24 protein-coding genes are annotated in these 21,373 nt (G+C 33.7%); 9 read left to right on the top strand and 15 right to left on the bottom strand.

All coding sequences use genetic code 11. The features are described from left to right. Nucleotides 1-250 precede the first annotated feature (250 nt). Genes AAYQ19_RS14445 through AAYQ19_RS14425 form a run of 5 tightly spaced genes read left to right on the top strand, consistent with a single transcriptional unit; the run spans nucleotide 251 to nucleotide 3,559 of the window. The gene (locus AAYQ19_RS14445) at nucleotides 251-1,186 is read left to right on the top strand and encodes a DUF2589 domain-containing protein (RefSeq protein WP_343537177.1); all 936 of its coding nucleotides are present in this window, start codon (nucleotides 251-253) and stop codon (nucleotides 1,184-1,186) included. Between the two features lie 30 nt (nucleotides 1,187-1,216). Further along, nucleotides 1,217-1,987: a hypothetical protein gene (locus AAYQ19_RS14440; protein ID WP_343537175.1), complete on the top strand. Its 771-nt coding sequence runs from the start codon at nucleotides 1,217-1,219 to the stop codon at nucleotides 1,985-1,987. Continuing rightward, entirely contained in the window at nucleotides 1,984-2,532 is a 549-nt protein-coding gene (locus tag AAYQ19_RS14435; RefSeq protein ID WP_343537173.1) for a DUF2589 domain-containing protein, read from the top strand. Before AAYQ19_RS14440 ends, AAYQ19_RS14435 begins: the two co-directional genes overlap by 4 nt. Next, entirely contained in the window at nucleotides 2,529-2,753 is a 225-nt protein-coding gene (locus AAYQ19_RS14430; RefSeq protein WP_343537171.1) for a hypothetical protein, read from the top strand. Before AAYQ19_RS14435 ends, AAYQ19_RS14430 begins: the two co-directional genes overlap by 4 nt. A 41-nt stretch (nucleotides 2,754-2,794) precedes the next feature. Then, the gene (locus AAYQ19_RS14425) at nucleotides 2,795-3,559 is read left to right on the top strand and encodes a trypsin-like serine peptidase (protein ID WP_343537170.1); all 765 of its coding nucleotides are present in this window, start codon (nucleotides 2,795-2,797) and stop codon (nucleotides 3,557-3,559) included. 93 nt (nucleotides 3,560-3,652) lie between these two features. Here the strand turns inward: AAYQ19_RS14425 and rluF are convergent, their stop codons facing one another. The 3 genes from rluF to AAYQ19_RS14410 form a co-directional block, all read right to left on the bottom strand. Continuing rightward, a complete protein-coding gene (gene rluF / locus AAYQ19_RS14420; RefSeq protein WP_343537168.1) occupies nucleotides 3,653-4,471 on the bottom strand; it encodes a 23S rRNA pseudouridine(2604) synthase RluF in 819 nt (272 codons plus the stop codon). Between the two features lie 99 nt (nucleotides 4,472-4,570). Further along, entirely contained in the window at nucleotides 4,571-4,918 is a 348-nt protein-coding gene (locus tag AAYQ19_RS14415; RefSeq protein WP_343537167.1) for an antibiotic biosynthesis monooxygenase family protein, read from the bottom strand. A gap of 12 nt (nucleotides 4,919-4,930) precedes the next feature. Further along, on the bottom strand, nucleotides 4,931-6,079 hold the full coding sequence (locus AAYQ19_RS14410) for a cytochrome P450 (RefSeq protein WP_343537165.1): 1,149 nt from the start codon (nucleotides 6,077-6,079) through the stop codon (nucleotides 4,931-4,933). Between the two features lie 77 nt (nucleotides 6,080-6,156). On the opposite strand from AAYQ19_RS14410, the gene AAYQ19_RS14405 reads away from it, so the two are divergent. Then, complete coding sequence (locus AAYQ19_RS14405) at nucleotides 6,157-6,834, top strand: ArsR/SmtB family transcription factor (RefSeq protein ID WP_343537163.1); 678 nt, start codon at nucleotides 6,157-6,159, stop codon at nucleotides 6,832-6,834. A gap of 50 nt (nucleotides 6,835-6,884) precedes the next feature. Here AAYQ19_RS14405 and AAYQ19_RS14400 read toward each other — a convergent pair whose 3' ends face one another. From AAYQ19_RS14400 to AAYQ19_RS14390, 3 genes are all read right to left on the bottom strand, one after another. Beyond that, the gene (locus tag AAYQ19_RS14400) at nucleotides 6,885-7,757 is read right to left on the bottom strand and encodes an alpha/beta fold hydrolase (protein ID WP_343537162.1); all 873 of its coding nucleotides are present in this window, start codon (nucleotides 7,755-7,757) and stop codon (nucleotides 6,885-6,887) included. A gap of 157 nt (nucleotides 7,758-7,914) precedes the next feature. Next, a complete protein-coding gene (locus tag AAYQ19_RS14395; RefSeq protein WP_223708607.1) occupies nucleotides 7,915-8,694 on the bottom strand; it encodes a zinc ribbon domain-containing protein in 780 nt (259 codons plus the stop codon). Nucleotides 8,695-8,697: 3 nt separating this feature from the next. After that, complete coding sequence (locus tag AAYQ19_RS14390) at nucleotides 8,698-9,792, bottom strand: Nif3-like dinuclear metal center hexameric protein (RefSeq protein ID WP_343537161.1); 1,095 nt, start codon at nucleotides 9,790-9,792, stop codon at nucleotides 8,698-8,700. Between the two features lie 98 nt (nucleotides 9,793-9,890). Between AAYQ19_RS14390 and lpxK the strand changes: the two genes are divergently transcribed. Further along, nucleotides 9,891-10,913 carry a tetraacyldisaccharide 4'-kinase gene (gene lpxK / locus AAYQ19_RS14385; RefSeq protein WP_343537160.1) on the top strand — a complete coding sequence of 341 codons (1,023 nt, stop codon included), beginning with the start codon at nucleotides 9,891-9,893 and terminating at the stop codon, nucleotides 10,911-10,913. Between the two features lie 28 nt (nucleotides 10,914-10,941). Here lpxK and AAYQ19_RS14380 read toward each other — a convergent pair whose 3' ends face one another. The 3 genes from AAYQ19_RS14380 to lipA all read right to left on the bottom strand — a co-directional run bounded on the left by AAYQ19_RS14380 (nucleotide 10,942) and on the right by lipA (nucleotide 15,090). Next, nucleotides 10,942-13,116 (bottom strand): tetratricopeptide repeat-containing hybrid sensor histidine kinase/response regulator, encoded by a 2,175-nt coding sequence (locus AAYQ19_RS14380; protein ID WP_343537159.1) that lies wholly within the window; start codon nucleotides 13,114-13,116, stop codon nucleotides 10,942-10,944. Nucleotides 13,117-13,141: 25 nt separating this feature from the next. Next, nucleotides 13,142-14,140 (bottom strand): type I glyceraldehyde-3-phosphate dehydrogenase, encoded by a 999-nt coding sequence (gene gap, locus AAYQ19_RS14375; RefSeq protein ID WP_343537158.1) that lies wholly within the window; start codon nucleotides 14,138-14,140, stop codon nucleotides 13,142-13,144. A gap of 83 nt (nucleotides 14,141-14,223) precedes the next feature. Continuing rightward, nucleotides 14,224-15,090, bottom strand: coding sequence for a lipoyl synthase (lipA, locus tag AAYQ19_RS14370; protein ID WP_343537157.1), 867 nt, complete (start codon nucleotides 15,088-15,090; stop codon nucleotides 14,224-14,226). A gap of 294 nt (nucleotides 15,091-15,384) precedes the next feature. Between lipA and AAYQ19_RS14365 the strand changes: the two genes are divergently transcribed. Both AAYQ19_RS14365 and AAYQ19_RS14360 read left to right on the top strand, forming a co-directional pair. Then, complete coding sequence (locus AAYQ19_RS14365) at nucleotides 15,385-16,254, top strand: M48 family metalloprotease (RefSeq protein ID WP_343537156.1); 870 nt, start codon at nucleotides 15,385-15,387, stop codon at nucleotides 16,252-16,254. 199 nt (nucleotides 16,255-16,453) lie between these two features. Continuing rightward, nucleotides 16,454-17,335, top strand: a complete 882-nt coding sequence (locus AAYQ19_RS14360) for a M48 family metalloprotease (RefSeq protein ID WP_343537155.1) — start codon at nucleotides 16,454-16,456, stop codon at nucleotides 17,333-17,335. Nucleotides 17,336-17,400: 65 nt separating this feature from the next. Here the strand turns inward: AAYQ19_RS14360 and AAYQ19_RS14355 are convergent, their stop codons facing one another. The 6 genes from AAYQ19_RS14355 to AAYQ19_RS14330 form a co-directional block, all read right to left on the bottom strand. Then, entirely contained in the window at nucleotides 17,401-17,781 is a 381-nt protein-coding gene (locus AAYQ19_RS14355) for a PH domain-containing protein (RefSeq protein ID WP_343537154.1), read from the bottom strand. A 77-nt stretch (nucleotides 17,782-17,858) separates the two neighbouring features. Continuing rightward, entirely contained in the window at nucleotides 17,859-18,248 is a 390-nt protein-coding gene (locus tag AAYQ19_RS14350; protein ID WP_343537153.1) for a DUF4184 family protein, read from the bottom strand. 8 nt (nucleotides 18,249-18,256) lie between these two features. After that, nucleotides 18,257-18,586: a DUF4184 family protein gene (locus AAYQ19_RS14345; protein ID WP_343537151.1), complete on the bottom strand. Its 330-nt coding sequence runs from the start codon at nucleotides 18,584-18,586 to the stop codon at nucleotides 18,257-18,259. Between the two features lie 85 nt (nucleotides 18,587-18,671). Continuing rightward, entirely contained in the window at nucleotides 18,672-19,493 is an 822-nt protein-coding gene (locus AAYQ19_RS14340) for an energy transducer TonB (protein ID WP_343537150.1), read from the bottom strand. A gap of 156 nt (nucleotides 19,494-19,649) precedes the next feature. Beyond that, nucleotides 19,650-20,201 carry an RNA polymerase sigma factor gene (locus AAYQ19_RS14335; protein ID WP_343537149.1) on the bottom strand — a complete coding sequence of 184 codons (552 nt, stop codon included), beginning with the start codon at nucleotides 20,199-20,201 and terminating at the stop codon, nucleotides 19,650-19,652. Next, nucleotides 20,192-21,298 (bottom strand): glycosyltransferase, encoded by a 1,107-nt coding sequence (locus tag AAYQ19_RS14330; RefSeq protein WP_343537148.1) that lies wholly within the window; start codon nucleotides 21,296-21,298, stop codon nucleotides 20,192-20,194. The genes AAYQ19_RS14335 and AAYQ19_RS14330 overlap by 10 nt, the downstream gene beginning before the upstream one ends. Nucleotides 21,299-21,373: the final 75 nt, after the last annotated feature.

The raw sequence follows: 21,373 nt of genomic DNA, 5'->3' as shown, positions 1-21,373 counted from the left end.
ATCCTTCTTCTTGAAGAATTTTTTTTTTTGATACAATCTTATGTCTCATTTATTAAATCTTGTACCAATAAATACGGGTCTTGTACCATCTTTTTATTTAGAATACTAATTATAATCTAGTTTTACTATTGAAAATCAGGGAATTGCTAGCGTTTTTTGATTTTTGATGAGTAGTGGAGTTCAGAATCCACTTAAAAAAACGAGGTGTACCCGAAAAACCAAACGAGTAGGTAATTAAATAATTTTTATCATGCCAATCGATACTACTCCGTCCACAGTGGCGACAAATGCCTTACAGGCATTACCGTTTTCATCCCTTATTGGTGGCCCTCTTGATGCTGCAATCAAGGCTCAAGCTATGGCTGCTAAAACAAGTTGGGAATTTATTCAACAAGTAGGTCTTAATGAAGACAAAGCGACAGGAAAAAAAGAAGCAGTCAACGTGACGTTTTACTACAACAAAAACGGACAAATGACAAAGCTTATCGTCCCGCTCTTAACGATTGTACCAATACCATATATTGCTATAGATGAGGTACAAATTAATTTCAAGGCTAATATTTCTGCATCTTCATCTTCAGTTTCTGAAACATCTTCATCTGAAAGTACAGAAGCAGGAGGTAGCGCAAAAGCAAGTTTTGGTTATGGACCTTTTAGTGTTTCTGCTGAGTTTAAAGCTAACTATTCAAGTAAAAAAGATTCAAAAGCTTCTGAGGAATCTAAATACTCTGTAGAATATACAATGGATGTACAAGTGCATGCAGGACAATCAGATATGCCAGCAGGACTTGCAACGGTTTTGAATATTTTGCAGTCAAGTATTACAGATGCAAATTCAAAAGGAACGTTTACTTTCTCTCCTGCAAACCCTCAGGTTGATGCAGCGACTTTAGCTAAAGACGGAAAATTTGCTGTAAATATAACTGCAAATATTAAAGACTCTAACGGTCTTGTTCTAGCTGGTGAAAAAGTTACGTTTACTCCTGAAACAGGTAAAAACATCACTTTTGATCCTGTAACAGAGCAAACAACAGACGACAATGGTAACGTGACATTTAGTGTAAAAGGTGTATTAACTTCGGCAGATGCTTATGACGAAGCAGTGGGCTTTACACTTGCAGATGCTAAACAAGGATTAAGTGCGTCTGGCGTACTATCTTTCATCGGTCAATTGCCAACGACTTAATTGATTTTTTAACCTTAAATACGTACAGCCATGACAGTGGAAAATTTATTTACAGATGTTCTTAATAACCTCGTAGAGGCACAGTATCATTCTTACGTATTTTCTCAGAAATTAGGTGAGCGGGATAACAACCTGCTCCCTATTCCTACTGCTGAAATAAAACAGATTACATTAGATATAAACTATGCTTACGAGAAAAGAGATGAAATAGGATATCAAGAATGTTTTGATATAGTTTTGATATTCAATAAGATGAAAAAATTGATAAAAAAATCTTTGCTAAGGTATCAAAACAAGATTATTGATGAAGTCGATCATTCTTCGGAATCCTTGGATGCCAAATGGTTGGAGATCAAAAAAAATCTTTTATCCGGAAAACTAATCGATTTTATGCTTGCTGATATAAAAACGGCTTTTGTTAATGATCTCGATACGCTTCTTAATAAATCAAATGAAAAGGAGTCAGAGCATCATCAGATTGTGACAAGTACATTAATTCCTCTTGCACAAGATGCGGTAGAACGAAATATTTTGAATCACCAGCATATGGCGCCCTTTGTTAAGCATATTAGTCTAAATGATGTTTCAGAGAAAGTCAAAAACAATCTCGAAAAACATACTCAGGAAATTGATGATTCTGTTAAGTCTTCTGTAAAATATATTCCAAAAAGCATAAATATAATTGTAGATGCGCAGGTTTTAAAAGAGCTTCCGCCTCATGCAATACAAAATGCTAAAGTAGTCATGAAAATGCGAAATCTAATGGTAGAAAGAGTACCACCAAACACATCAGAAAAATGAGAAGAGGATTATTTAGTACAGGGGCAACAAGACTAACAGATATTTTTCTGGCCCCTCTCGAAGCAGTTATTCAGGCTGATATAGATTTATCTGAAAGAATAACCAAATTTATAATGGACTATGGATTTGACGATTGGGATAAAAAGGGAAAATTGCCAAAACTCAAAATGGTCAGCTTTTCGTATAGAAACGAACAGGGCAAAGTGGAAGTTTTTAGTTTGCCTGTACTTTCCTTAATCCAGCTTCCGCTACTACGGATCAAAGACGCCAATTTTGATATGAAAGTTAAAATGATAACCGTAGACGTAGACGAAGCAGATCAGCCTCCTTCATTGCTAGATGATGATGACACAGCTGTAAGATTACCTCAAAGACAATCCGCGATAAAAGCCTTTCTGACTCCAAGTACGGCTAGTAATATGGAGACTATGAAATCTAACATGAAGGTTAGGCTCAATATGATTGATGGAGACATGCCGGGTGGTATTATTCAGCTTTTAGCAATGATGGGTGAAATTAATAACATAAAAGAAATAGAGTTATGAAAAATTCAAAACCAAAAGAGGAGCCTAACGGACTAGAATGTCCTGCCTGCAGATTCAAGATTAAGTTTACGATGATGGATCTTGTGATGAAGAAAAACATTATTTGTCCTTCATGTCATTTAACGATGGATATGGATGTTCCAGTAGAAATGAAGAAGCATTTGCAAGAAATCTCATTAGCAGAACAAATGGTGAAGGAGTCGAGTACTTTTTCTAGATAACTAAAAAAAAATAAGTTAATTAACTTTTAAAAATTAAAACTATGAATGCACATAATTTAAATGAAGAAAATGTTTATGCACCAATTCCTGGAAATATTCCAGATCCTGTTGCAGATACAAAAGTAGCACCCTACAAATTTATCGGGTTATTGAAAATGACATTTCCGAACGGTAAAAAATATTTTGGAACAGGTACAGTAATTGCAAAAAGTAATGAGAACGATAGCCATTATGTATTAACTTGTGCCCATAATCTCTACGATTCTGAAGATGGAGGTAAAGCAACAAAAATAGAATTCGTTAGAGCTTACAATGATCCTGATAAGCCATTTCCGTCAATAGAAGCAGTAAGTTGGAAGTATCCAGACGGATATCCTGCTGTTTCAGTATCCAAACATCATGAAAAAATATTATTGTTAGAAAATAAAATTGACCTTTTACAGAAAGATATTAATCTTGATTATGGAATTGTCAAGCTTGCATCTAAAGTGAATTCAGTTGACGGTTTCCCTGGATTAATTGTTAAAACAACCGAAGAACTAAAAGATCTGGCAGTTCAGATTAATGGGTATGGATGGCTAGATGAAAAAATGTCAAGCGCTAAAGGACCTATTAAAGAAGTAGGAGATAAATATCTTAGATATCCAATTTCGACAAGAGTAGGAGCCAGTGGTTCTGCCATTACTAAAGGGAATAGCAAAGAAATTGTTGGGATTCATACTCGTGGATACGATGACAAATTAAACCAAGGTGTACGCATCACGCAAACGGTTAAAGATGAGTTTCTTGGCTGGATGAATGAATGATGTAGATATTGATATACATGTAGACATCCGTTAAATAATTCTATAAATAAAATGGCCACTATATATTTATAATGGCCATTTTTTGATTTATATTTATTTATCTCCTCTTTTTCTAAATCTAGGATCGTGTTTTGAAATAAAAGTCTTTCTTCGCGTTGGAGCTGGTGCTTCAACTTTTGGAAGACTTGCTTCTTCTGTTTTGCTCGAAGGCTCAATCAACTGATTTAATTCTTTTATTTCGTCATCAGTCAAATCGCGGTAACGACCAATAGGGACATCCAAAGAAATATTAATAATTCGGATACGTTTAAGCGCAGTAACTTCGTAACCCAAATATTCAGACATTCTCCTAATTTGACGGTTTAAACCTTGCGTCAAAATGATTTTAAAAGTGTATTTGCTGATTTGTTCTACTTTACACTTTTTGGTAACAGTATCCAAAATCGGAACTCCATTTCCCATTCTTTGAATAAATCGCTCTGTAATAGGTTTGTTTACCGTAACCGTATATTCTTTTTCGTGATTGTTTCTTGCACGAAGAATCTTGTTTACAATATCACCATCATTGGTCATAAAAATCAAGCCTTCACTGGCTTTGTCCAATCTTCCAATAGGGAAAATACGTTTTGGATAATTGATATAATCGACAATGTTGTTTCGAACTTCTAGATTAGTTGTACATTCAATTCCGACAGGTTTGTTGAATGCCAAATAAATCATTTTTTCGTGTTTTTCCACGATTAACTTTCCGTCTATACGTATTTCATCCTCTGACGAAACTTTGGTCCCCATTTCTGCGACAGCGCCATTTAATGTTACGCGTCCTTCTTCGATCAGCTTATCTGCTTCACGACGAGAACAATAACCAGTTTCTCCAATAAATTTATTCAGACGTTTTAAATTCTCTTCCATACTGCAAAAGTAGGCAAAATTTAAATTTTAGACTTCAGATTTTAGATTTTAGATTTTTTGAAAAACTTTGTCCCTTTGTTTCTTTGTGCCTTTGTAACTTTATTGGCGGTGAAACTCCTTGCTATCTTCTGGAGTCTCTTTTCTTTCAAACATTCCATAATCACGAACTACAGTAGCAATTCGCAAATGATAATCTTTAAATATTTCATTTCTGCCTTTTTCCTGTGCGTGACGATGCATTTCAAGATTTCGCCATTGCTGAATACTGTCTTCATCTCTCCAAAAAGACAAAGACAAAATTTTCCCTGAATCGCTTAAACTCTGAAATCTTTCAATAGAAATAAATCCGTCGATATGACTTAATTCAGGTTTCAGACTCGCTGCGATATCTAAATATTCTTCCTTTTTTCCTTCATTCGGAATTACTTCAAAAATTACGGCTATCATTTTCTGTGTTTTTTAATTATAAAGTGAAATCCAAACTGCTTTTGGCAATCTGGCATTAATAAGCGGTTCATATTCTATTTCTTGTTCTAAAATAGCTATATTTTCAAAACTGTGGAACAAATAATACAATGCTTCTGTTGCAAGATTTATAGAAAAATATTTGGCAAGACACATATGTCCGCCAGTTCCAAAAGTTAAGTGTTCGTGATTGTTTTTTCTTTCGGTATCAAAAAGCATTGGTTTCTCAAATTGCTTGGAATCTCGGTTTGCCGAAGCTAAAACAAGTAAAATAGATTCGTTTTTTCGGATCGTAATTCCATTCAATTGAATGTCGTTTATAGCAATTCGTCGCGTGTTATGAATTGGCGGATCAAATCGTAATGTTTCTATAACCAGTTTCTGAATCTGAGTTTTGTCGGTTTTGTCGAATTTTATTTCTTCAGAAAAATAGTTTAACAATGTATTACTCAACAATCCTCTTCCGGCATCATAGCTTTGAATAAATAGGCCAATTAAATTGCTGATAAGCATTGATTTTACTTCTTCTTCAGAAATGCCATGTTTCGTTGAAATCGTCGTTATTAAATTTTCATAAAATGAAAGTGTACGAATGTGATTTTCGACAACCAAGAAAACTTCTTTCGAAACAATATTAATAAATTCGATGTCTTCAGACTTTTTAATGGGTTGCATTATTTTTATAAGCTGAAAAATGTTTTCTGAAATAAAAAGAGAATCATTGTCATTAAAATCAAAGCTTTTTAAAACAGCCAAAACAGGAAGTTTTTTGCAGATCAATTCGACCCAATCTATTTCAGTACTGGTATTTTCAAGGAATAACTCAGAAAGTATTGAATTCACTCCGACAGATTTCATATAAGAAAAAAGAACCATTGCAGTTTCTTTTGAGATTTCATGATGCACTCCATTTGAAAGTCGGGCCAGATTTCTGCTGATTTTTAAAGCATATTCATTCAGATTGTTTTCCGAAACTGCTGGAATGTGCGCGTTTCTATGATTTAATATTTCGAGACAATATTCATAAGAATAAACAGCCCATATTTTATTTAGTTCATCCCAATAAACAGGATTTTCTGCTATATTTTTTTGATAGAACAAATAAGGGTTTTTAGTTTCCGATTGTAGAAATAAAGTTGACATGGTGTATGTTTTTTAGCAAAGTTATTTACCTTTATTCTTCAATACTTCAGTTTACCCTTAACTATGATTGTTTTGAAATGGAAAATCAGTTTGTAAAGATAGCGGCATTACTTGGTGACCCAACGCGCGCGATTGTGATGTGGACATTGCTTGATGGAAAGGCTTTTACTGCAACCGAATTGGCAATAACTGCTAATACTTCGCCTCAAAATATGAGTATGCATTTGGCCAAACTTCTTGATGCAGGATTATTGTTTGTTGAAAAACAAGGGCGTCATAAATATTACAGATTTGCTAATAAAGAAACGGCTTATGCCATTGAAGCCATGGCAAGTTTGATTCCGCCTTCAATTCCTGAAAAAAAGAAGGCAGACAACAATTCACCCATAAAACATTGCAGAACTTGCTACGATCATTTAGCAGGAAAAATTGGTGTGGCTGTTGCCGAAAGTTTGCTGGAACAAGAAATTATTTTGAAGACTGATAGCGAATTTGAAATCAGTTCAAAAGGAGAAAAATGGTTTTCTGATTTTGGAATCAATGTTGAAGAACTCAAAAAGCAAAGACGCATTTTCTTGAAACCATGTCTAGATTGGAGTGAAAGAAAAAATCATATTGCAGGATCAATAGGTTCTTCTTTATTGGATAAAATGATTGCGGATGATTGGTTGCGAAAAACGAAAAATTCAAGAGCAATCCAAATTACCGGCAAAGGCGAAAAAGAATTGTTCCGAATTTTTAAAATAGTAATTTAAAGATAAGCCAAAGTTGAGAGCCTTTGCAACTTTGTCCCTTTGTTACTTTATTACTTTGTTTCTAAAGAGCTTTGCTCGTTAAAGAGAAATTCAATCACTTTATCATACAAATCGTCATCATGCATTCCGTGACCTAAGCCTGTTGTTTCAATAAATTGGCTGTTTTTCCAATTGCTGGCTATTTTTTTTCCTTCTTCAAAAGCAACAATTTTATCCGAAACATCGTGGGCAATTAATCCAGGAATATTAAATTCTGATGCAAATTTCTGTCCCGAAAAATCTTCCAATTTAAAATTAAATCGATCCAGGAATTTGCTTTCTAAAAGTGAAAACATTTTGGTGTTCAAACTCAACATTGAAACATAATTGTCGATCAAAGTTTTTAGCTCAGATGGTGCTCCTAAAATCACCATTTTATTGATGCTCGTATTCGGAAATAAATATTGATGATACACAGATGCTGCGCCACCAATTGAATGTCCAATAATGATTTCTGGCTGATATTTTTCTACCGCCTTATTGATGAATTCAGCATAAAGAGGAACATTGAACTCTTTTCCGCTGCTTTGTCCGTGCGCCGGTGCGTCAAGGGCAATAATGGTACTTCCTGATTTTTGAAGATGAGGTAATGTTTTTTTCCAACGCGAAGCATTGCTTTCCCAGCCGTGGACTAATAAAATTTTGGTTTCATTTCCTTTCCAGATATAAGTTTGAAAATGATGTTCATTGTGATGAAACGTTTCGGTTTCTGTATTTTTTAAAACTTTTGGTAGTGATTCTTTCTCAAGTCGTCCAATTCTTGGCTGGCTAAATAAGGCATAAGAAAGTTCAACAGCCTTTTGCGGGCGCACATAACTTAAAAAGTTAATATAAGATCCAACCGATTTTAATGTAATAAAACGAATTCCTTTTTTAATTCCCAAAACTTAAATTTTTTCTAAAGGTAAAAAAAGGTCTGCCACGAATTACACGAATTAACATGAATTTTTTATTCTCATTAGTTTACACAAAAGAACAATTAGTGAAAATTTGTGTAATTAGTGGCAAAAAAAAAGTCCCGATTTAATCGGGACTTGATATTTAGAATTTTGCGAACAATTGTTCCATTTTTTCTTTTTCTTCTTCAGCTAACTGCGTATCAACTAAAATTCTTCCAGAGTGCTCATCAGTGATGATTTTCTTTCTTGAAGCAATTTCAACCTGAGTTTGTGGTGGAATTGTGAAGAAAGATCCAGCAGAAGCTCCTCTTTCGATAGAAACTACAGCTAATCCGTTACGAACACTGCTTCTGATTCTGTTGTAAGCTGCTAATAATCTGTCTTCGATTTGTGCAGCATATTCAGCAGATTTCTCAGTTAAGAAAGCTTCTTCTTTCTGAGTTTCAGCCATGATAGCGTCTAATTCAGATTTTTTATGTTTTAAATGAGAGCTTTTAGCATCAAGTTTTTCTTTTAAGTTAGAAATAACTTCTTTTTTGTGCTCGATAGAAGCTTTCATTTCTTTGATTTGCTTTTCAGCTAATTGAATTTCTAATTCTTGAAATTCAACTTCTTTTGTCAAAGAATTAAATTCTCTGTTGTTACGTACTGATTCTTGTTGTTTTGTGTACTTTTTAATAACCTCTTTATGCTCCTCAATAGCAATTTTCTTTGCTTTGATTTGCTCCTCAATCACTTCAAGTTCACCTTTCAGTTTCTCTGAACGAGTGCTCAAACCTGCAACTTCATCTTCTAAATCTTCAACCTCTAAAGGAAGTTCTCCTCTAACGTTTCTGATTTCGTCAATTCTAGAGTCAATAAGCTGTAAATCGTATATTGCTCTTAACTTGTCCTCAACACTTAATTCTTTCGTATTCGTCATATTTTATAAGTACTTAACTGGATTTGTATTTTCTTCCGATAAAATGATGGCAAAATTAAGAATTTTTTTTCGAAGAAAATCAACAATATAGTTTTTTGTATAGCGTTCGCTCTCAAAATGACCAATATCGGCTAAAAGTAACTTGTTTTCGGCTTCATAAAATTGATGATATTTCAAATCGGCGGTCAAAAAAGCATCTGCTCCAGCCTGAATAGCATTTCTTATCGCAAAACTGCCAGAACCTCCAAGTACTACTACTTTCTTGATTTTCTTGCCTAAAAAAGCAGAATGACGAATTCCGTCAGCAATCATTTTGTCTTTTACAAATTGCAGAAACTCTTTTTCATCCATTTCGTTTTCAAATTCACCAATCATTCCCAGACCAATATTTTGATGCGAATTTTCAAGATTGTAAATCTCATAAGCGACTTCTTCGTAAATATGATTTGCAAAAAGGGCTTTCAAGATTCTAGATTGAAGATGTTTTTCAAACGTAACCTCAATTTTAATTTCGTCTGTTTCTGTCAATTCAAAACGCTCACCAATTACTGGATTACTTTCAGAATTTCCTTTGTATGTACCAATTCCATTGGAGTTAAAACTACAATTTTCATAATTTCCAATTGTTCCGGCGCCTGCTTCAAACAAAGCTTGACGCACTTTTTGAGCATTTTCAGGAACAGTATACGTCACTAATTTTTGAATGAAATTTTGTTTCGGAATCAAAACTTTGGTATTTGTCAAACCCAAAGCATCGCAGAAAATTTTGTTTACGCCTTGCGAATGATTATCAAGCGCGGTATGAACGGCAAAAATAGCAATGTCATTTTTGATTGCTTTTAAAATAGCGCGCTCCACATAATTTTTTCCTGTGATTTTTTTGATTCCAGAAAATAATATCGGGTGAAAACAAACGACCAAATTGCAATTTTTACTGATTGCTTCCTCAATTACATTTTCTAAAGCGTCATGGCAAACTAAAACTCCAGTACTTTCGGTTTCAGAATTTCCAACTAAAAGTCCAACATTGTCAAAATCTTCGGCGTATGCCAAAGGAGACATTTCCTCCAGAACGGATATGATATTTTTGATTTTCATTTTGAATTTTGTTTCACGTTTTAGGTTTTAGGTTTCAAGTTCTATGACTTCCACCAAAACTTAAAACAAAATAACGAAAAAAATTATACTTTCGTAAAATGAACTTACTTCGAAAATTACTTTTCCCATTCGCTATTTTATACGGATTCATAACTTCGATCCGTAATTTTCTTTTTGATAAAGGGTTTTTAAAATCAACTTCATTTGATCTCCCAGTAATTGCAGTTGGAAATCTAAGCGTTGGCGGAACAGGAAAAACGCCTCAAATTGAATATTTGATTCGATTATTATCTGATAAGTATAAAGTAGCAACTTTAAGCCGTGGTTACAAAAGAAAATCGGAAGGTTTTGTTTTGGCTGATGAAAATTCGAATGCTGAAATTTTGGGAGATGAGCCTTTTCAATTTTATCAAAAATTTCCAAATGTGATGGTTGCTGTTGATGCCAATCGTACAAACGGAATTCAGCAATTGCTTTCGCAGATCGAAAAACCAGAAATTATTTTACTAGATGATGCTTATCAGCACAGAAAAGTAAAAGCAGGTTTTTACATTTTATTGACTTCTTACGGAGATTTGTATGCAGATGATTTTATGCTCCCAACTGGAAATTTAAGAGAAAGCAGGAGTGGAGCAGAAAGAGCAAGTATTGTTGTGGTTACAAAATGTCCTAAAATTTTGACTGAAGAAGAACAAGCCGAAATTCGCTTAAAGCTAAAGTTAAGCTGTTCGCAACAGATCTTTTTTACCTTTATAGATTATGATGAAATAATTTATGGAGAAAATGAAAAACTTGAAGTAGTTAAAATTAAATCAGAATCAAAACTGCTTTTGGCGGGAATTGCAAAACCAAAACCATTTTTTGATTATTTAAAAAATGAAAAGGACGAATATTTGACTTTTCCAGATCATCATCATTTCTCTGATGCAGATTTAGACGCTATTCGAAATAAAGCAAACGGAAGAAAAATAATTACAACCGAAAAAGATTATGTGAGATTAAAAGATTCAAAATTGGTTTCGCAATTGTATTATTTGCCAATAAAAAGCTCCTTTATCAACCACCAACAAAATTTTGATGCGACAATTTTAGAGTACGTAAAGAAAAACTTAGAATCTTAGCAACTTAGTATCTTAGCGCCTAAAAAAATTAATCAAAAAACTTAGCAATTGTGCTATAAAATTCGTCTGGAACAAATGGTTTGGTAATAACGTCATTCATTCCGAAAGATAAAAGCATATCCCTATTTTCGTCAAGAGAAATCGCAGTTAAGGCGATAATCGGCGTTGTTTTGTCAAACTCGCGAATCATTTTTGTCGCAGTTGTTCCGTTGATGCCAGGCAGATGGACATCCATTAAAACCATGTCAAAACGTTTCACTTTCAAAAGTTCGACAGCTTCTTCACCGTTGTCGATTATTTCGCAACAAATAGCTTTGTTTTCAAGCATTTTGCGCGTAATCATCTGGTTGATTTTATTGTCTTCAATCAATAAAATCGATTTGTGCTCAAGTTGTTTGTCATTGTAAAGTTTAGATGTTTCTTCTACTACTTCCAATGGTTCCGTATTGATATTGAAATTCAGCTTGAATGTAAAAGTTGATCCTTTGCCTACTTCACTTTTAAGTTTTATTTCTCCGCCTAAAAGCTCAATGAGTTTTTTCACAATAGTCAATCCCAAACCTGTACCGCCATATTTGCGGTTTACTTCGATAGAGCCTTGAGAAAAACTTTCAAATACGGTTTGCAATTTGTCCTCCGGAATTCCAATTCCCGTATCGACGATTTCAAAGTACACAGTTGCATTTTCTTCTTCAATTGCATACAATTTCGCGATCACATTTACATGTCCGTTTTGTGTAAATTTTAAAGCATTGTTGATTAAGTTGAGTATAATCTGAGATAATTTTGTTGGGTCCCCAATTAAATTATCTGGAATAGCTTCATCAATTTCAAGATTGAAATAGTTTTTATTGGCTGCAGCCAATTCTTTTAAAGAGCTTTGAATGTTAAATAAAAGCTCTTTTAAATTGAAACTAATATATTCAACTTCAGCTTTTGTAGAGTCGATTTTGTTGATTTCCAGAATCTCATTGATAAATGTAGTCAAGTAATTACCTGAAAATTTCAAAGATTCCAAGTATTTTAACTGATTCTTTTTTGGATTGTCTTCTAAAAGCAAATGCGTAATTCCGTTGATTGCATTCAAAGGAGTCCGGAGTTCGTGACTTACGGTCGACAAAAATTCAGATCTGGCTTTTGACGCTTTTTCGGCTTTGTTTTTGGCAAGAATCAATTCTTTGTTTTTTTCTCTTAAAAGCAAATTATTCTGATTTCGAATAATGTTGTTTTTGTATAGAGCCAAACTCAAAAGCGACAAAATAGAAATCAAGGCTATTGCCAAAATACTTACTAATTTGGAATAACGATAGGTTTTCAGTTGGATTTTTTGATCACTTTCGCGTTTTAGCGTATTGTTTATGGATTGCGTTTTTTTGAATTTTTCAAAATCGTTGAAATCCAGTTTCGCATTTTTCAGTTTTAAAATATAGTTTTCGATTTGATAATGCTCATCGAGATAAGAATAGGCAAGATCAAAGTTTCGATTCTTTTTATAGTACTGGCTAATTGCAAGTATGATTTTTGATTTTTGAGTCAGATTATTGTTTTTGGCACTGTAATCTAATGCATTGTCAAAATGAACTAAAGCCGAATCATTTCTTTTAAGTGTTGTCTCGATCAATCCAAGCTGATAATACGAATCGGCTTTGGTTTTGATTATTTTTGGGTTGTCTGGTTTCTTTACTATTTTTTGGAAAGTCTTTGCTGAAAGTGGTAGATTTTTTCCAATTTTTAAAGCCATTGCCTTTTGATAATCCAAAATTTCGGCATGGTCAACAAGTTTTAGTTGTCGCAATAAACTATCGGCTTTTTTGTAATAGATGTTTCCGATTTCAAAATTTCCCTGCGCAGTGTTTGAGGCTCCAATATAATGCAGTGCCAAAATTTTAGTGCAAGTTGGTTTTACTTTGTCAAATAAGGAAACGCTTTTATGAAAGTTTTTTAGTGCCTCATCATATTTTTGCTGGTTATAATAAATTTTCCCCAGTTTAAAAGTCTGATTGGCTAAATTTTCGGTTTTATTGTTTGTTTGGCAAAAGTCAATAGATTTTTTAGTGTAAAAAACGGCTTGTTTGTACTTTTGCTTATCAAGATTTGAATTGGCTAATTTATTGTAATAGGAAACGCTATCTGTATTCTTTTTGGTTTGAGAATACAAAAATGAATTAAAAAAACAAATAAGAATAAGAATGTGGTATTTCATGTATGGCAACGCTTTTACAATGAATCTATGTTTTTCTTATCAGTAAAATCAAATCTATTAATCTTGATGAATAGCCAATTTCATTATCATACCAACCCACAACTTTTACCATTTTATCAATAACCGAAGTAAGTTGAGCATCAAATAAACACGAATGCGTATTGCCAATAATATCAACAGAAACGATTGGATCTTCTGTGTAATCTAATATTCCTTTTAAATTTGTTTTTGAGGCTTTTTCAAAAGCTTTATTAATTTCTTCAATAGTAACAGCACGCTTTACATTGAATGTGATATCTGTTAATGAACCATCGGGAACTGGAACTCGAATACCACATCCTCCGATTTTTTGATGCAATTTAGGAAAAATTTTTGTTAATGCCTTAGCTGCACCTGTAGTTGTTGGAACAATTGATTGACTTGCGCCTCTCGCTCTGCGTAAATCCTTATGTGGCTGGTCATGAAGACTTTGGTCAGTGGTATATGAATGGATAGTTGTAATGTAAGCTTGCTCGATGCCACATAGCTCGTCAATGATTTTTATCATTGGAGCCGCATTGTTTGTGGTACAGCTTGCATTTGAAACTATGGTTTCATTTCCGTCCAAAATATTTTCATTCACACCTAAAACAACAGTCTTTATTGTGTCAACTTCAGAAGGAGCCGAAAGAATCACTTTTTTTGCTCCAGCTTCCAAATGCGCATTTAATTCTTCGTGTGTTTTATATTTTCCAGTTGATTCTATTACAAAATCAATATTATGGCTTTTCCAGTCTAAATTTGAAATGCTTTTTTCGTGAAAGAATAAAAATTGTTTGTTGTCGACAATAATTGATTCTTCATTATGGCTCACGGCATAAGGTAAAACACCATGAATGCTGTCGTATTTTATCAAATGTGCCATCGTTTTGTTGTCAGCAATATCGTTGATGGCAACAACTTCAATTTCAGGATGGTTTAAAAGCAAACGAAATAAATTTCTTCCAATTCTTCCAAAACCATTAATAGCAATTCTTGTTTTCAATTATCTAGTTGATTGGTTTAATCGTTTAGTCGTCAAATTATTTATTCGATTAAACGATTTGACGATTAAACAGTTAAACTATTTTATAAAATATGTTTTTGTGCTTTGTATGAAGAACGAACCAAAGGACCGCTTTCAACATGGCGGAAACCTAGCTCAAGTCCGAATTTTTCGTATTTCTCGAATTGTTCAGGAGTAATAAATTCTTTTACTGGCAAATGTTTTTTACTAGGTTGAAGATATTGGCCAAGTGTAACCACATCTACATTTGCGTTGCGTAAATCAGTCATTGTTTGAAAAACTTCTTCTTCAGTTTCGCCAAGACCTAACATGATGCCAGATTTTGTTCTGTTGATTCCTTTTTCTTTTAAGTAACGCAAAACTTCAAGACTGCGATCGTATTTTGCTTGAATACGAACTTCACGTGTCAATCGACGAACCGTTTCAACGTTGTGTGAAACCACTTCAGGATTTGCTTCAACGATTCGGTCTAAATTTCTTTCGATTCCTTGAAAATCTGGAATCAAAGTTTCAAGAGTAGTATTTGGGTTCATTCTTCGGATTGCTTTTACCGTTTCAATCCAGATAATAGATCCTCCATCTTTCAAATCATCTCTGTCAACACTTGTAATTACAGCGTGTTTGATATTCATGATTTTAATAGAGCGGGCAACTTTTTCTGGTTCATCCCAGTCTACAGTTTCTGGACGACCGGTTTTTACACCGCAAAAACCGCAAGAACGTGTACAAACGTTTCCAAGAATCATAAAAGTTGCTGTTCCTTCACCCCAGCATTCGCCCATATTAGGACAACTTCCCGAAGTACAAATGGTATTTAAGCTGTATTTGTCGACTAAACCACGAAGTTCAGTATATTTTTGTCCAATTGGAAGTTTAACCTTTAACCATTTAGGTTTTCCAGTTGGTATATTTTCAATGACTGTTTTCATATATCAAAATTCAAAACACAAAGATACGGAATGTAGTTCATTTTGAGACGTTAATTTGCTTTTCGTTTAGTTTGCTCTTTTGCACTTATTTGTGATTATGAAGTTCAAATGTTAATACTTTATTTTTAAAAGTGTTTTAGGGGTGTCTTTTTATTTCTTGACTAAGATTTTTGTCTTAAAACTTTACTTTTTTTAAATTTTAAATTTGGTCTTAATCTGTTACAAATTTGGCTCAATTGACTATCTTAAAATTTAATCCGTAGTAATTTTGCTGTTAATTTAATGGATTTAAAAATGAAAAAAAGATTATTAGCATTAGGGGTTTTATTAACGACTTTTGGTTTTGGACAAATGAATGCGCAGATTCTTTCAGATAAAGCGATGGGTGCATTAGGTAAAGGTGTTTCGGGATTTACTTTTAGTGATGCTGATGCGGTGGCTTTGGCAAAACAATCAATTGTAGAATTGGATGCCAATAATCCTGTTGCAGGGCCAACGGATGGTTATACAATTCGTTTAAATCGTGTGTTTGGTAAATATGCTTCTACAGATGGCGTTACACTGAGTTATAAAGTTTATTTAGTAAAAGATATTAATGCTTTTGCTTGTGCCGACGGGAGCGTTCGAGTTTTTGCAGGTCTAATGGATATTATGGATGACAATCAATTGCTTGCTGTTATTGGTCATGAAATTGGGCACGTTGTAAATCATGATACAAGAGATGCAATAAAAGCAGCTTATAAAAAAGAAGCTTTATTAGATGCTGCGTCTTCGCAATCTGGAAAATTGGAAACACTTACAAGTTCTCAATTGGGCCAACTAGGAAGCGCTATGATTGACAGCAAACACAGCAGAAAACAGGAATCTGAGGCTGATTTGTTCTCGTATAATTTCATGAAAAAAAATGGTTACGATGTGAATGCTGTAGAATCGGCTTTTAGGATTCTTCAAAATTTAAGCGAAGGAGCAGATTCATCTTTTATGACTAGAATGATGAGTTCACATCCTGATTCTGGAAAAAGAGCCGATGATGCTAAAAAGAGAGCAACAAAAGATGGCTTGTACAATCCTTATGTGCAACAGAAAATTGATAATTCAGCACCTGTGAAAGCAAAAGCGACTACAAAAACAACTGCTAAAAAGACCACAGCAAAAAAGAAATAATTTTTACACAAATAGTAAAACCGGCAAGTTCTTGAGAGTTTGCCGGTTTTTTGTTTGGTTTCGAATGAATAATAGTCTCAGGCCGTTATATTAGTCATTTAAAATTTATATCTTTATTTGTTGAAAAAACAAGCTTTGTGTGAAATGATAAAGCATTTTGTTGTGTTAAATTTGTTGTCAAATTGTAATAAATAAAAACATGAAAAAGAAATTACTAGTTTTTGGAGTTTTATTTGCCACATTGGGTTTTACTAAAATGAATGCGCAAATTAATTTAGGAGATAAAGCTATAGGAGCTCTTCAAAAAGGTGTTACGGGGTTTACACTAAGTAATGCTGATGCTGCGGCGTTGTCAAAAGAAGCAGTTCGTAAATTAGATTCAACAAATGAAGTGGCAGGCCCAAATGATGGCTACACTTTAAGATTAAACAGAGTTTTTGGAAAACATAGTACAGGGGAAGGATTTACGCTGAACTTTAAGGTTTATAAATTGAAAGAAGTAAATGCATTTGCAACTGCAGATGGTAGCGTACGTGTCTATTCTGGTTTGATGGACATTATGGATGATAATGAATTATTAGCGGTTATTGGCCACGAAATTGGTCACGTAGCAAACAACGATTCAAGAGATGCAATGCGTGCAGCTTATCAAAAAGAGGCATTGATTGATGGGGCTTCTTCTCAATCTGCAAAGATTACGGCAGTTACGGATAGCCAATTAGGGAAAATTGGAAGCGCTATTATTGACAGTAAATACAGTCGTAAACAAGAAACTGAAGCTGATTTGTTTTCATATAATTTCTTAAAAAAGAATGGTTACAATGTAAATGCTGAAGAATCTGCTTTTAGAATTTTGGCTAAAATGAGTGAAGGAACTGAGGCTTCTTTTATTGATCAAATGATGAGTTCGCATCCAGATTCGAAAAAAAGAGCTGACGATGCTAAAGCAAGAGCTGAAAAAGACGGATTGTACAAGCCATATGTGCAACAAAAAATTGTAAATACAGCTCCAGTTGTAAAAGCAACAACAACTAAGAAAACAACGACTACTAAGAAAACTACAACAACTAAAAAGAAATAGTTATTCTTTAAAAATAAAAAAGGCGGTCAATTTTAAATTGGCCGCCTTTTTGTTTATTTAAATGATTATCCTAAAACGTGATGCGCTAAAACTTTTTGAACATCATACACATTTACAGATTTGTTGAATTGTTTTACAATGCTTGGATTTAATTCGCTTGAAACCCAGATTTTCAATTCGGCATCCAAATCAAAAGTTCCAGCAGTTTCGACGCTGAAACGAGTTATGCTTTTGTAAGCAATCGATTTGTATTCTGTTTTGCTTCCTGTGATCCCTTGAACATCAACCAGAATTAATCTTTTATTAGTGAAAATAAAAGTATCGCGAATCAATTTGAAACCCATTTCAATTTCCTCGCTATCGGTTAAAAGTTGTCCGTATTTTTTAAGCAAATCGTCTTGGTTTACAGTGCCTGCGTTGCCCATCAGAGCAGAAAATATTCCCATTTTTTAGTTTTTAATTTTGGTTTAAAATGTTTGCCTTCTTTAGGAAGGACAAAAGTAGTATGATTTTGTTAATTTTTCTAATTGACTTTTGATTTAATTATTAGTGGTGTTAAGGTCAATGAGGCTAAAACTGCAGAGATTATGGAAACAATTATATTTCCAAATGCTTTTATTTCAAAAGAAAATGAAAATCTAAAAATTAAAATGGCTACTACTGAAATAGAAAGTATGATCCAATACTTTTTGTTGATAGAATTTGTGTGAACAGAGTTTTTAGGAAGTTTAAGTAAAGCTAAAAGAATAAAAAATCCTCCAATAAAAGTGCTCAAGTGTTGTAATGTTTTCCAAACGAAGATTTTCTTTTCGGAGATAGTGATAGATCGGCTTAAATCTGGAATATGATTTACAAAATAGCCATGTTCGTGAGTGAAGGAATCCCAAAAGACATGAGAAAATATTCCAATCAATATTGAAATTAATATTGTGAACCAGTTTTTTTAAAATAAAAATTCCAGTTAAACCCTGTAAACGAATAAAATCTTTTTCGGATTGCTTTAGGTAAATTAAGAAATAAACTGTTGCATACAATACTGTGAAAAATGAAAGTTAATGCAATTGCAAGAGGCAAATCAAACCAAAAGACGCCTAGAAGAGTGTGGCTATAAATGCTCTGAACTTTCATGCGCATAAAATATTCGAAATCTGGGGTTAAACTTCCTATTACAAGGCCAGTCATTGAAAACCAACTTTTTGGAAAATATTTAAACGGAAGAATAATGGCAGGATGCGAAAAAGTAAATGGCATTCTTGATTGAGATAAGGATTTTGTTTTTAAAAATAACAAAAAAGCAGAACCTAAGTTCTGCTTTTTCAGTTTTTCGATTATTATTTTATTCGGGTTGCGTTTTAATTGTGATAGGAAGATTATATGCTGTTCTCACAGGTTTTCCGTTTATTATGCCTGGAGTCCATTTTGTTTTTAATGATTTTAATACTCTGATAGCTTCTTTGCCCATTCCATAACCTGGGTCTTTTTGTACCATGATGTCAGTTATTGAGCCATCTTTTTCAATTACAAAAGAAACATATACTTTAAGAGTCATTTCAGCGTCTAGTTCTGGTCTTTTGAAATTATTTCCAACATAGCTGTAAAACTTGTCCATTCCTCCAGGGAATCCTGGCATTTTGTCTAAAGTAGCCGGATTTACTGGAGTATTGTCTATCACAGCAGGAGCAGGAGTGTCTCCGTTTCCACCCGATGATGGTATTGCATTTACAATTGTCCCATCTCCCGCTACAGGATTATCCACAACCGGAGCATTGTCAATATTTGTTGCAATGTCTGGCGTAGCTTGATCCACAGTTGTAACGACTGGATTTGCCAATTGTGTATTGATCGATGGTGCAGCTGGAGCACTTTGTGACGGAGGTGCAACTGGTGCTGGAGGTATAGGCGTCACCACGTCAGGCGAAAGATCAACCGGTGTTACAGGTTTGTCAAATGGCGCTGGTTCGACATTTTCATGTCCTTTTAACTTATTAATCAGCATCGACGCGCTTCCTAAAGTCGCTATCAATAGCAACCCCATAAACAATGCGGTAACTGTTGTTTTAGAATTTTCTTGGCGTAATTGATACGCGCCATACTCTTTGTTTTTGTTTTCGAAAACAAGGTCTATCCACTTGCTTTCATAGATGCTTGATTTTGACATGATTTTTGGATTTTAAGGTTAAGTAACTTTAAATCATACGCGAATAGGGTTTGGGTTTTAGCAAACAACGTAGAAGTTGTTGTTTTAGTATGTTAGATAATAATTTTTTTAAGAAAAAGTATGATAATACTTTAATCTTTTCTTAAAGATACTAAATTATCTGTTACGTTCAATGATTTCTGCCAATAATTTTTTAGCACGCAAAAGTTTTACTTTTACATTGCTTAAGGGCTCGTCAATTTTAGTTGCAATTTCCTGATAAGACATTTCTTGGAAATAACGCAACTGAATAACTTCTTGGTAATGGGGTTTGAGTTCTTTGATACATAAAAGCAAACGGGAAAGATTTTGCTCTTTAATTAATGCATCTTCAGCAGATGGGGTAGGGTCGGCAATATTGTATGCCTGTTGATCTTCGCTGTCCGTTATTTCAATAAAAAGACTGGATTTCTTTTTTCGCAGTAAATCTATGTAAACATTTTTTGCAATGCTGATTAGCCAAGTGTTGAATTTGAATTCGGCGTTGTAAGTGGCAATTTTGTCGAAAGCTTTTGAGAAAGTTTCGATTGTTACATCTTCGGCAATTGTTTCGTTTTCGGTGCGTTTCAGCATAAAGCCGTAAACTTCATTCCAATAAAAATCTAATAAAAAAGTAAAGGCGATCTGATCGCCTTTTTTTGCTTTTTCTATTTTAGAATTTATTTCCAATGTACTGGTTTTGAAAAGATATTAGATATAAAGATATTAATTTGTGTGAATATCAGCACTATCTCTACAATAGGAAACCAAATTTTTAAGTCTTTTTCTTTAAGTTTTCCAGCAGAAAATCCCATTACAGTCCATGCAACAGTATAACGTGTTGCGAATATTGCTAATACTGCGATCCATTGAAATTGGAAAGCTAGTAGTATTATAACTAAAATAAAGAAGAATAATTGCGAGGTGTAAAAAATGCCTAATTGCATTTTGTCAAAAAACTTATAATACTCCGCTGTTGAAACATGTCTTCTTTTTTGGCTAAACCATTCTTTGTAAGATTCTTTTGGTTTCGAATACGTAAAACTTTCCGGATTATATGAAATTGTTGTGTTTTCTTTAGTCGCAGCTTGGTTTACAAATAAGTCGTCATCGCCAGAACGCACTTGAATGTGATCGATAAAACCATTTACGTTAAAGAATTCTTCTTTTTTATAAGCTAAATTTCGTCCAACTCCCATATAAGGCAAACCCATTTTTGCCCAAGATAGATATTGCGTCGCTGTTAAAACAGTTTCAAAACGAATGATTTTGTTCAGTATCGAACGATCTATTTTTTCATAACCACCATATCCCAGAACAATGGTTTTGTTCATGGTGAAATTTGAAGTCATTGATGTAATCCAGTTTTTTGAAGTTGGATAACAATCAGCATCTGTAAATAATAGGTATTCTTTTTTAGAAGCTTTGATTCCTAAAGTCAGCGCATATTTTTTATTTCCCCAGAACGCTTCGTTGTTCTCAACTTTTACCAAACGAATATTTGGATATTGTTGTTCAAATTCTTCAAAAACTTCTAAAGTTTCATCTCTTGAAGCATCATCAATCAAAACAATTTCAAAATCTGGATAGTCTTGTTCAGCTAATAGCGGTATAAATTTCTTTACGTTTTCTTCTTCGTTTTTAGCGCAGACAATTACTGAAACTGGAAGTCTTTTTGGTGTAACTTCTTGTTGTTTAGCGAAAGCAAACTTTCCAAATACACCTAAGTAATAAAAAAGTTGTACGACAACGATAGCAATAAAAAAGTAAAATAAAATTGTAAGCATCTGATTTTAATATCTTTTAATTTCTGAATCTTGCGAGTGCAAATGTACTTATGAATTCCTAATTTTCAATGTCCA

This window comes from Flavobacterium mesophilum (genome assembly GCF_039581405.1).
In the GTDB taxonomy this organism is placed as follows: Bacteria; Bacteroidota; Bacteroidia; order Flavobacteriales; family Flavobacteriaceae; genus Flavobacterium.
Note: the sequence above shows the minus strand (reverse complement) of the source record. Positions and strands in the feature narration are given on the sequence as shown.

Bases quoted from the DNA above. Each gene is read 5' to 3' on its own strand.
- AAYQ19_RS14405 (WP_343537163.1), top strand. From the start codon at position 6,157: ATGGAAAATCAGTTTGTAAAGATAGCGGCATTACTTGGTGACCCAACG.
- AAYQ19_RS14365 (WP_343537156.1), top strand. From the start codon at position 15,385: ATGAAAAAAAGATTATTAGCATTAGGGGTTTTATTAACGACTTTTGGT.
- AAYQ19_RS14440 (WP_343537175.1), top strand. From the start codon at position 1,217: ATGACAGTGGAAAATTTATTTACAGATGTTCTTAATAACCTCGTAGAG.
- lpxK (WP_343537160.1), top strand. From the start codon at position 9,891: ATGAACTTACTTCGAAAATTACTTTTCCCATTCGCTATTTTATACGGA.
- AAYQ19_RS14410 (WP_343537165.1), bottom strand. From the start codon at position 6,079: ATGTCAACTTTATTTCTACAATCGGAAACTAAAAACCCTTATTTGTTC.
- AAYQ19_RS14395 (WP_223708607.1), bottom strand. From the start codon at position 8,694: ATGACGAATACGAAAGAATTAAGTGTTGAGGACAAGTTAAGAGCAATA.
- AAYQ19_RS14390 (WP_343537161.1), bottom strand. From the start codon at position 9,792: ATGAAAATCAAAAATATCATATCCGTTCTGGAGGAAATGTCTCCTTTG.
- AAYQ19_RS14380 (WP_343537159.1), bottom strand. From the start codon at position 13,116: ATGAAATACCACATTCTTATTCTTATTTGTTTTTTTAATTCATTTTTG.
- AAYQ19_RS14360 (WP_343537155.1), top strand. From the start codon at position 16,454: ATGAAAAAGAAATTACTAGTTTTTGGAGTTTTATTTGCCACATTGGGT.
- AAYQ19_RS14340 (WP_343537150.1), bottom strand. From the start codon at position 19,493: ATGTCAAAATCAAGCATCTATGAAAGCAAGTGGATAGACCTTGTTTTC.
- lipA (WP_343537157.1), bottom strand. From the start codon at position 15,090: ATGAAAACAGTCATTGAAAATATACCAACTGGAAAACCTAAATGGTTA.
- AAYQ19_RS14355 (WP_343537154.1), bottom strand. From the start codon at position 17,781: ATGGGAATATTTTCTGCTCTGATGGGCAACGCAGGCACTGTAAACCAA.
- AAYQ19_RS14435 (WP_343537173.1), top strand. From the start codon at position 1,984: ATGAGAAGAGGATTATTTAGTACAGGGGCAACAAGACTAACAGATATT.
- AAYQ19_RS14330 (WP_343537148.1), bottom strand. From the start codon at position 21,298: ATGCTTACAATTTTATTTTACTTTTTTATTGCTATCGTTGTCGTACAA.
- rluF (WP_343537168.1), bottom strand. From the start codon at position 4,471: ATGGAAGAGAATTTAAAACGTCTGAATAAATTTATTGGAGAAACTGGT.
- AAYQ19_RS14415 (WP_343537167.1), bottom strand. From the start codon at position 4,918: ATGATAGCCGTAATTTTTGAAGTAATTCCGAATGAAGGAAAAAAGGAA.
- AAYQ19_RS14445 (WP_343537177.1), top strand. From the start codon at position 251: ATGCCAATCGATACTACTCCGTCCACAGTGGCGACAAATGCCTTACAG.
- AAYQ19_RS14425 (WP_343537170.1), top strand. From the start codon at position 2,795: ATGAATGCACATAATTTAAATGAAGAAAATGTTTATGCACCAATTCCT.
- AAYQ19_RS14345 (WP_343537151.1), bottom strand. From the start codon at position 18,586: ATGCCATTTACTTTTTCGCATCCTGCCATTATTCTTCCGTTTAAATAT.
- AAYQ19_RS14430 (WP_343537171.1), top strand. From the start codon at position 2,529: ATGAAAAATTCAAAACCAAAAGAGGAGCCTAACGGACTAGAATGTCCT.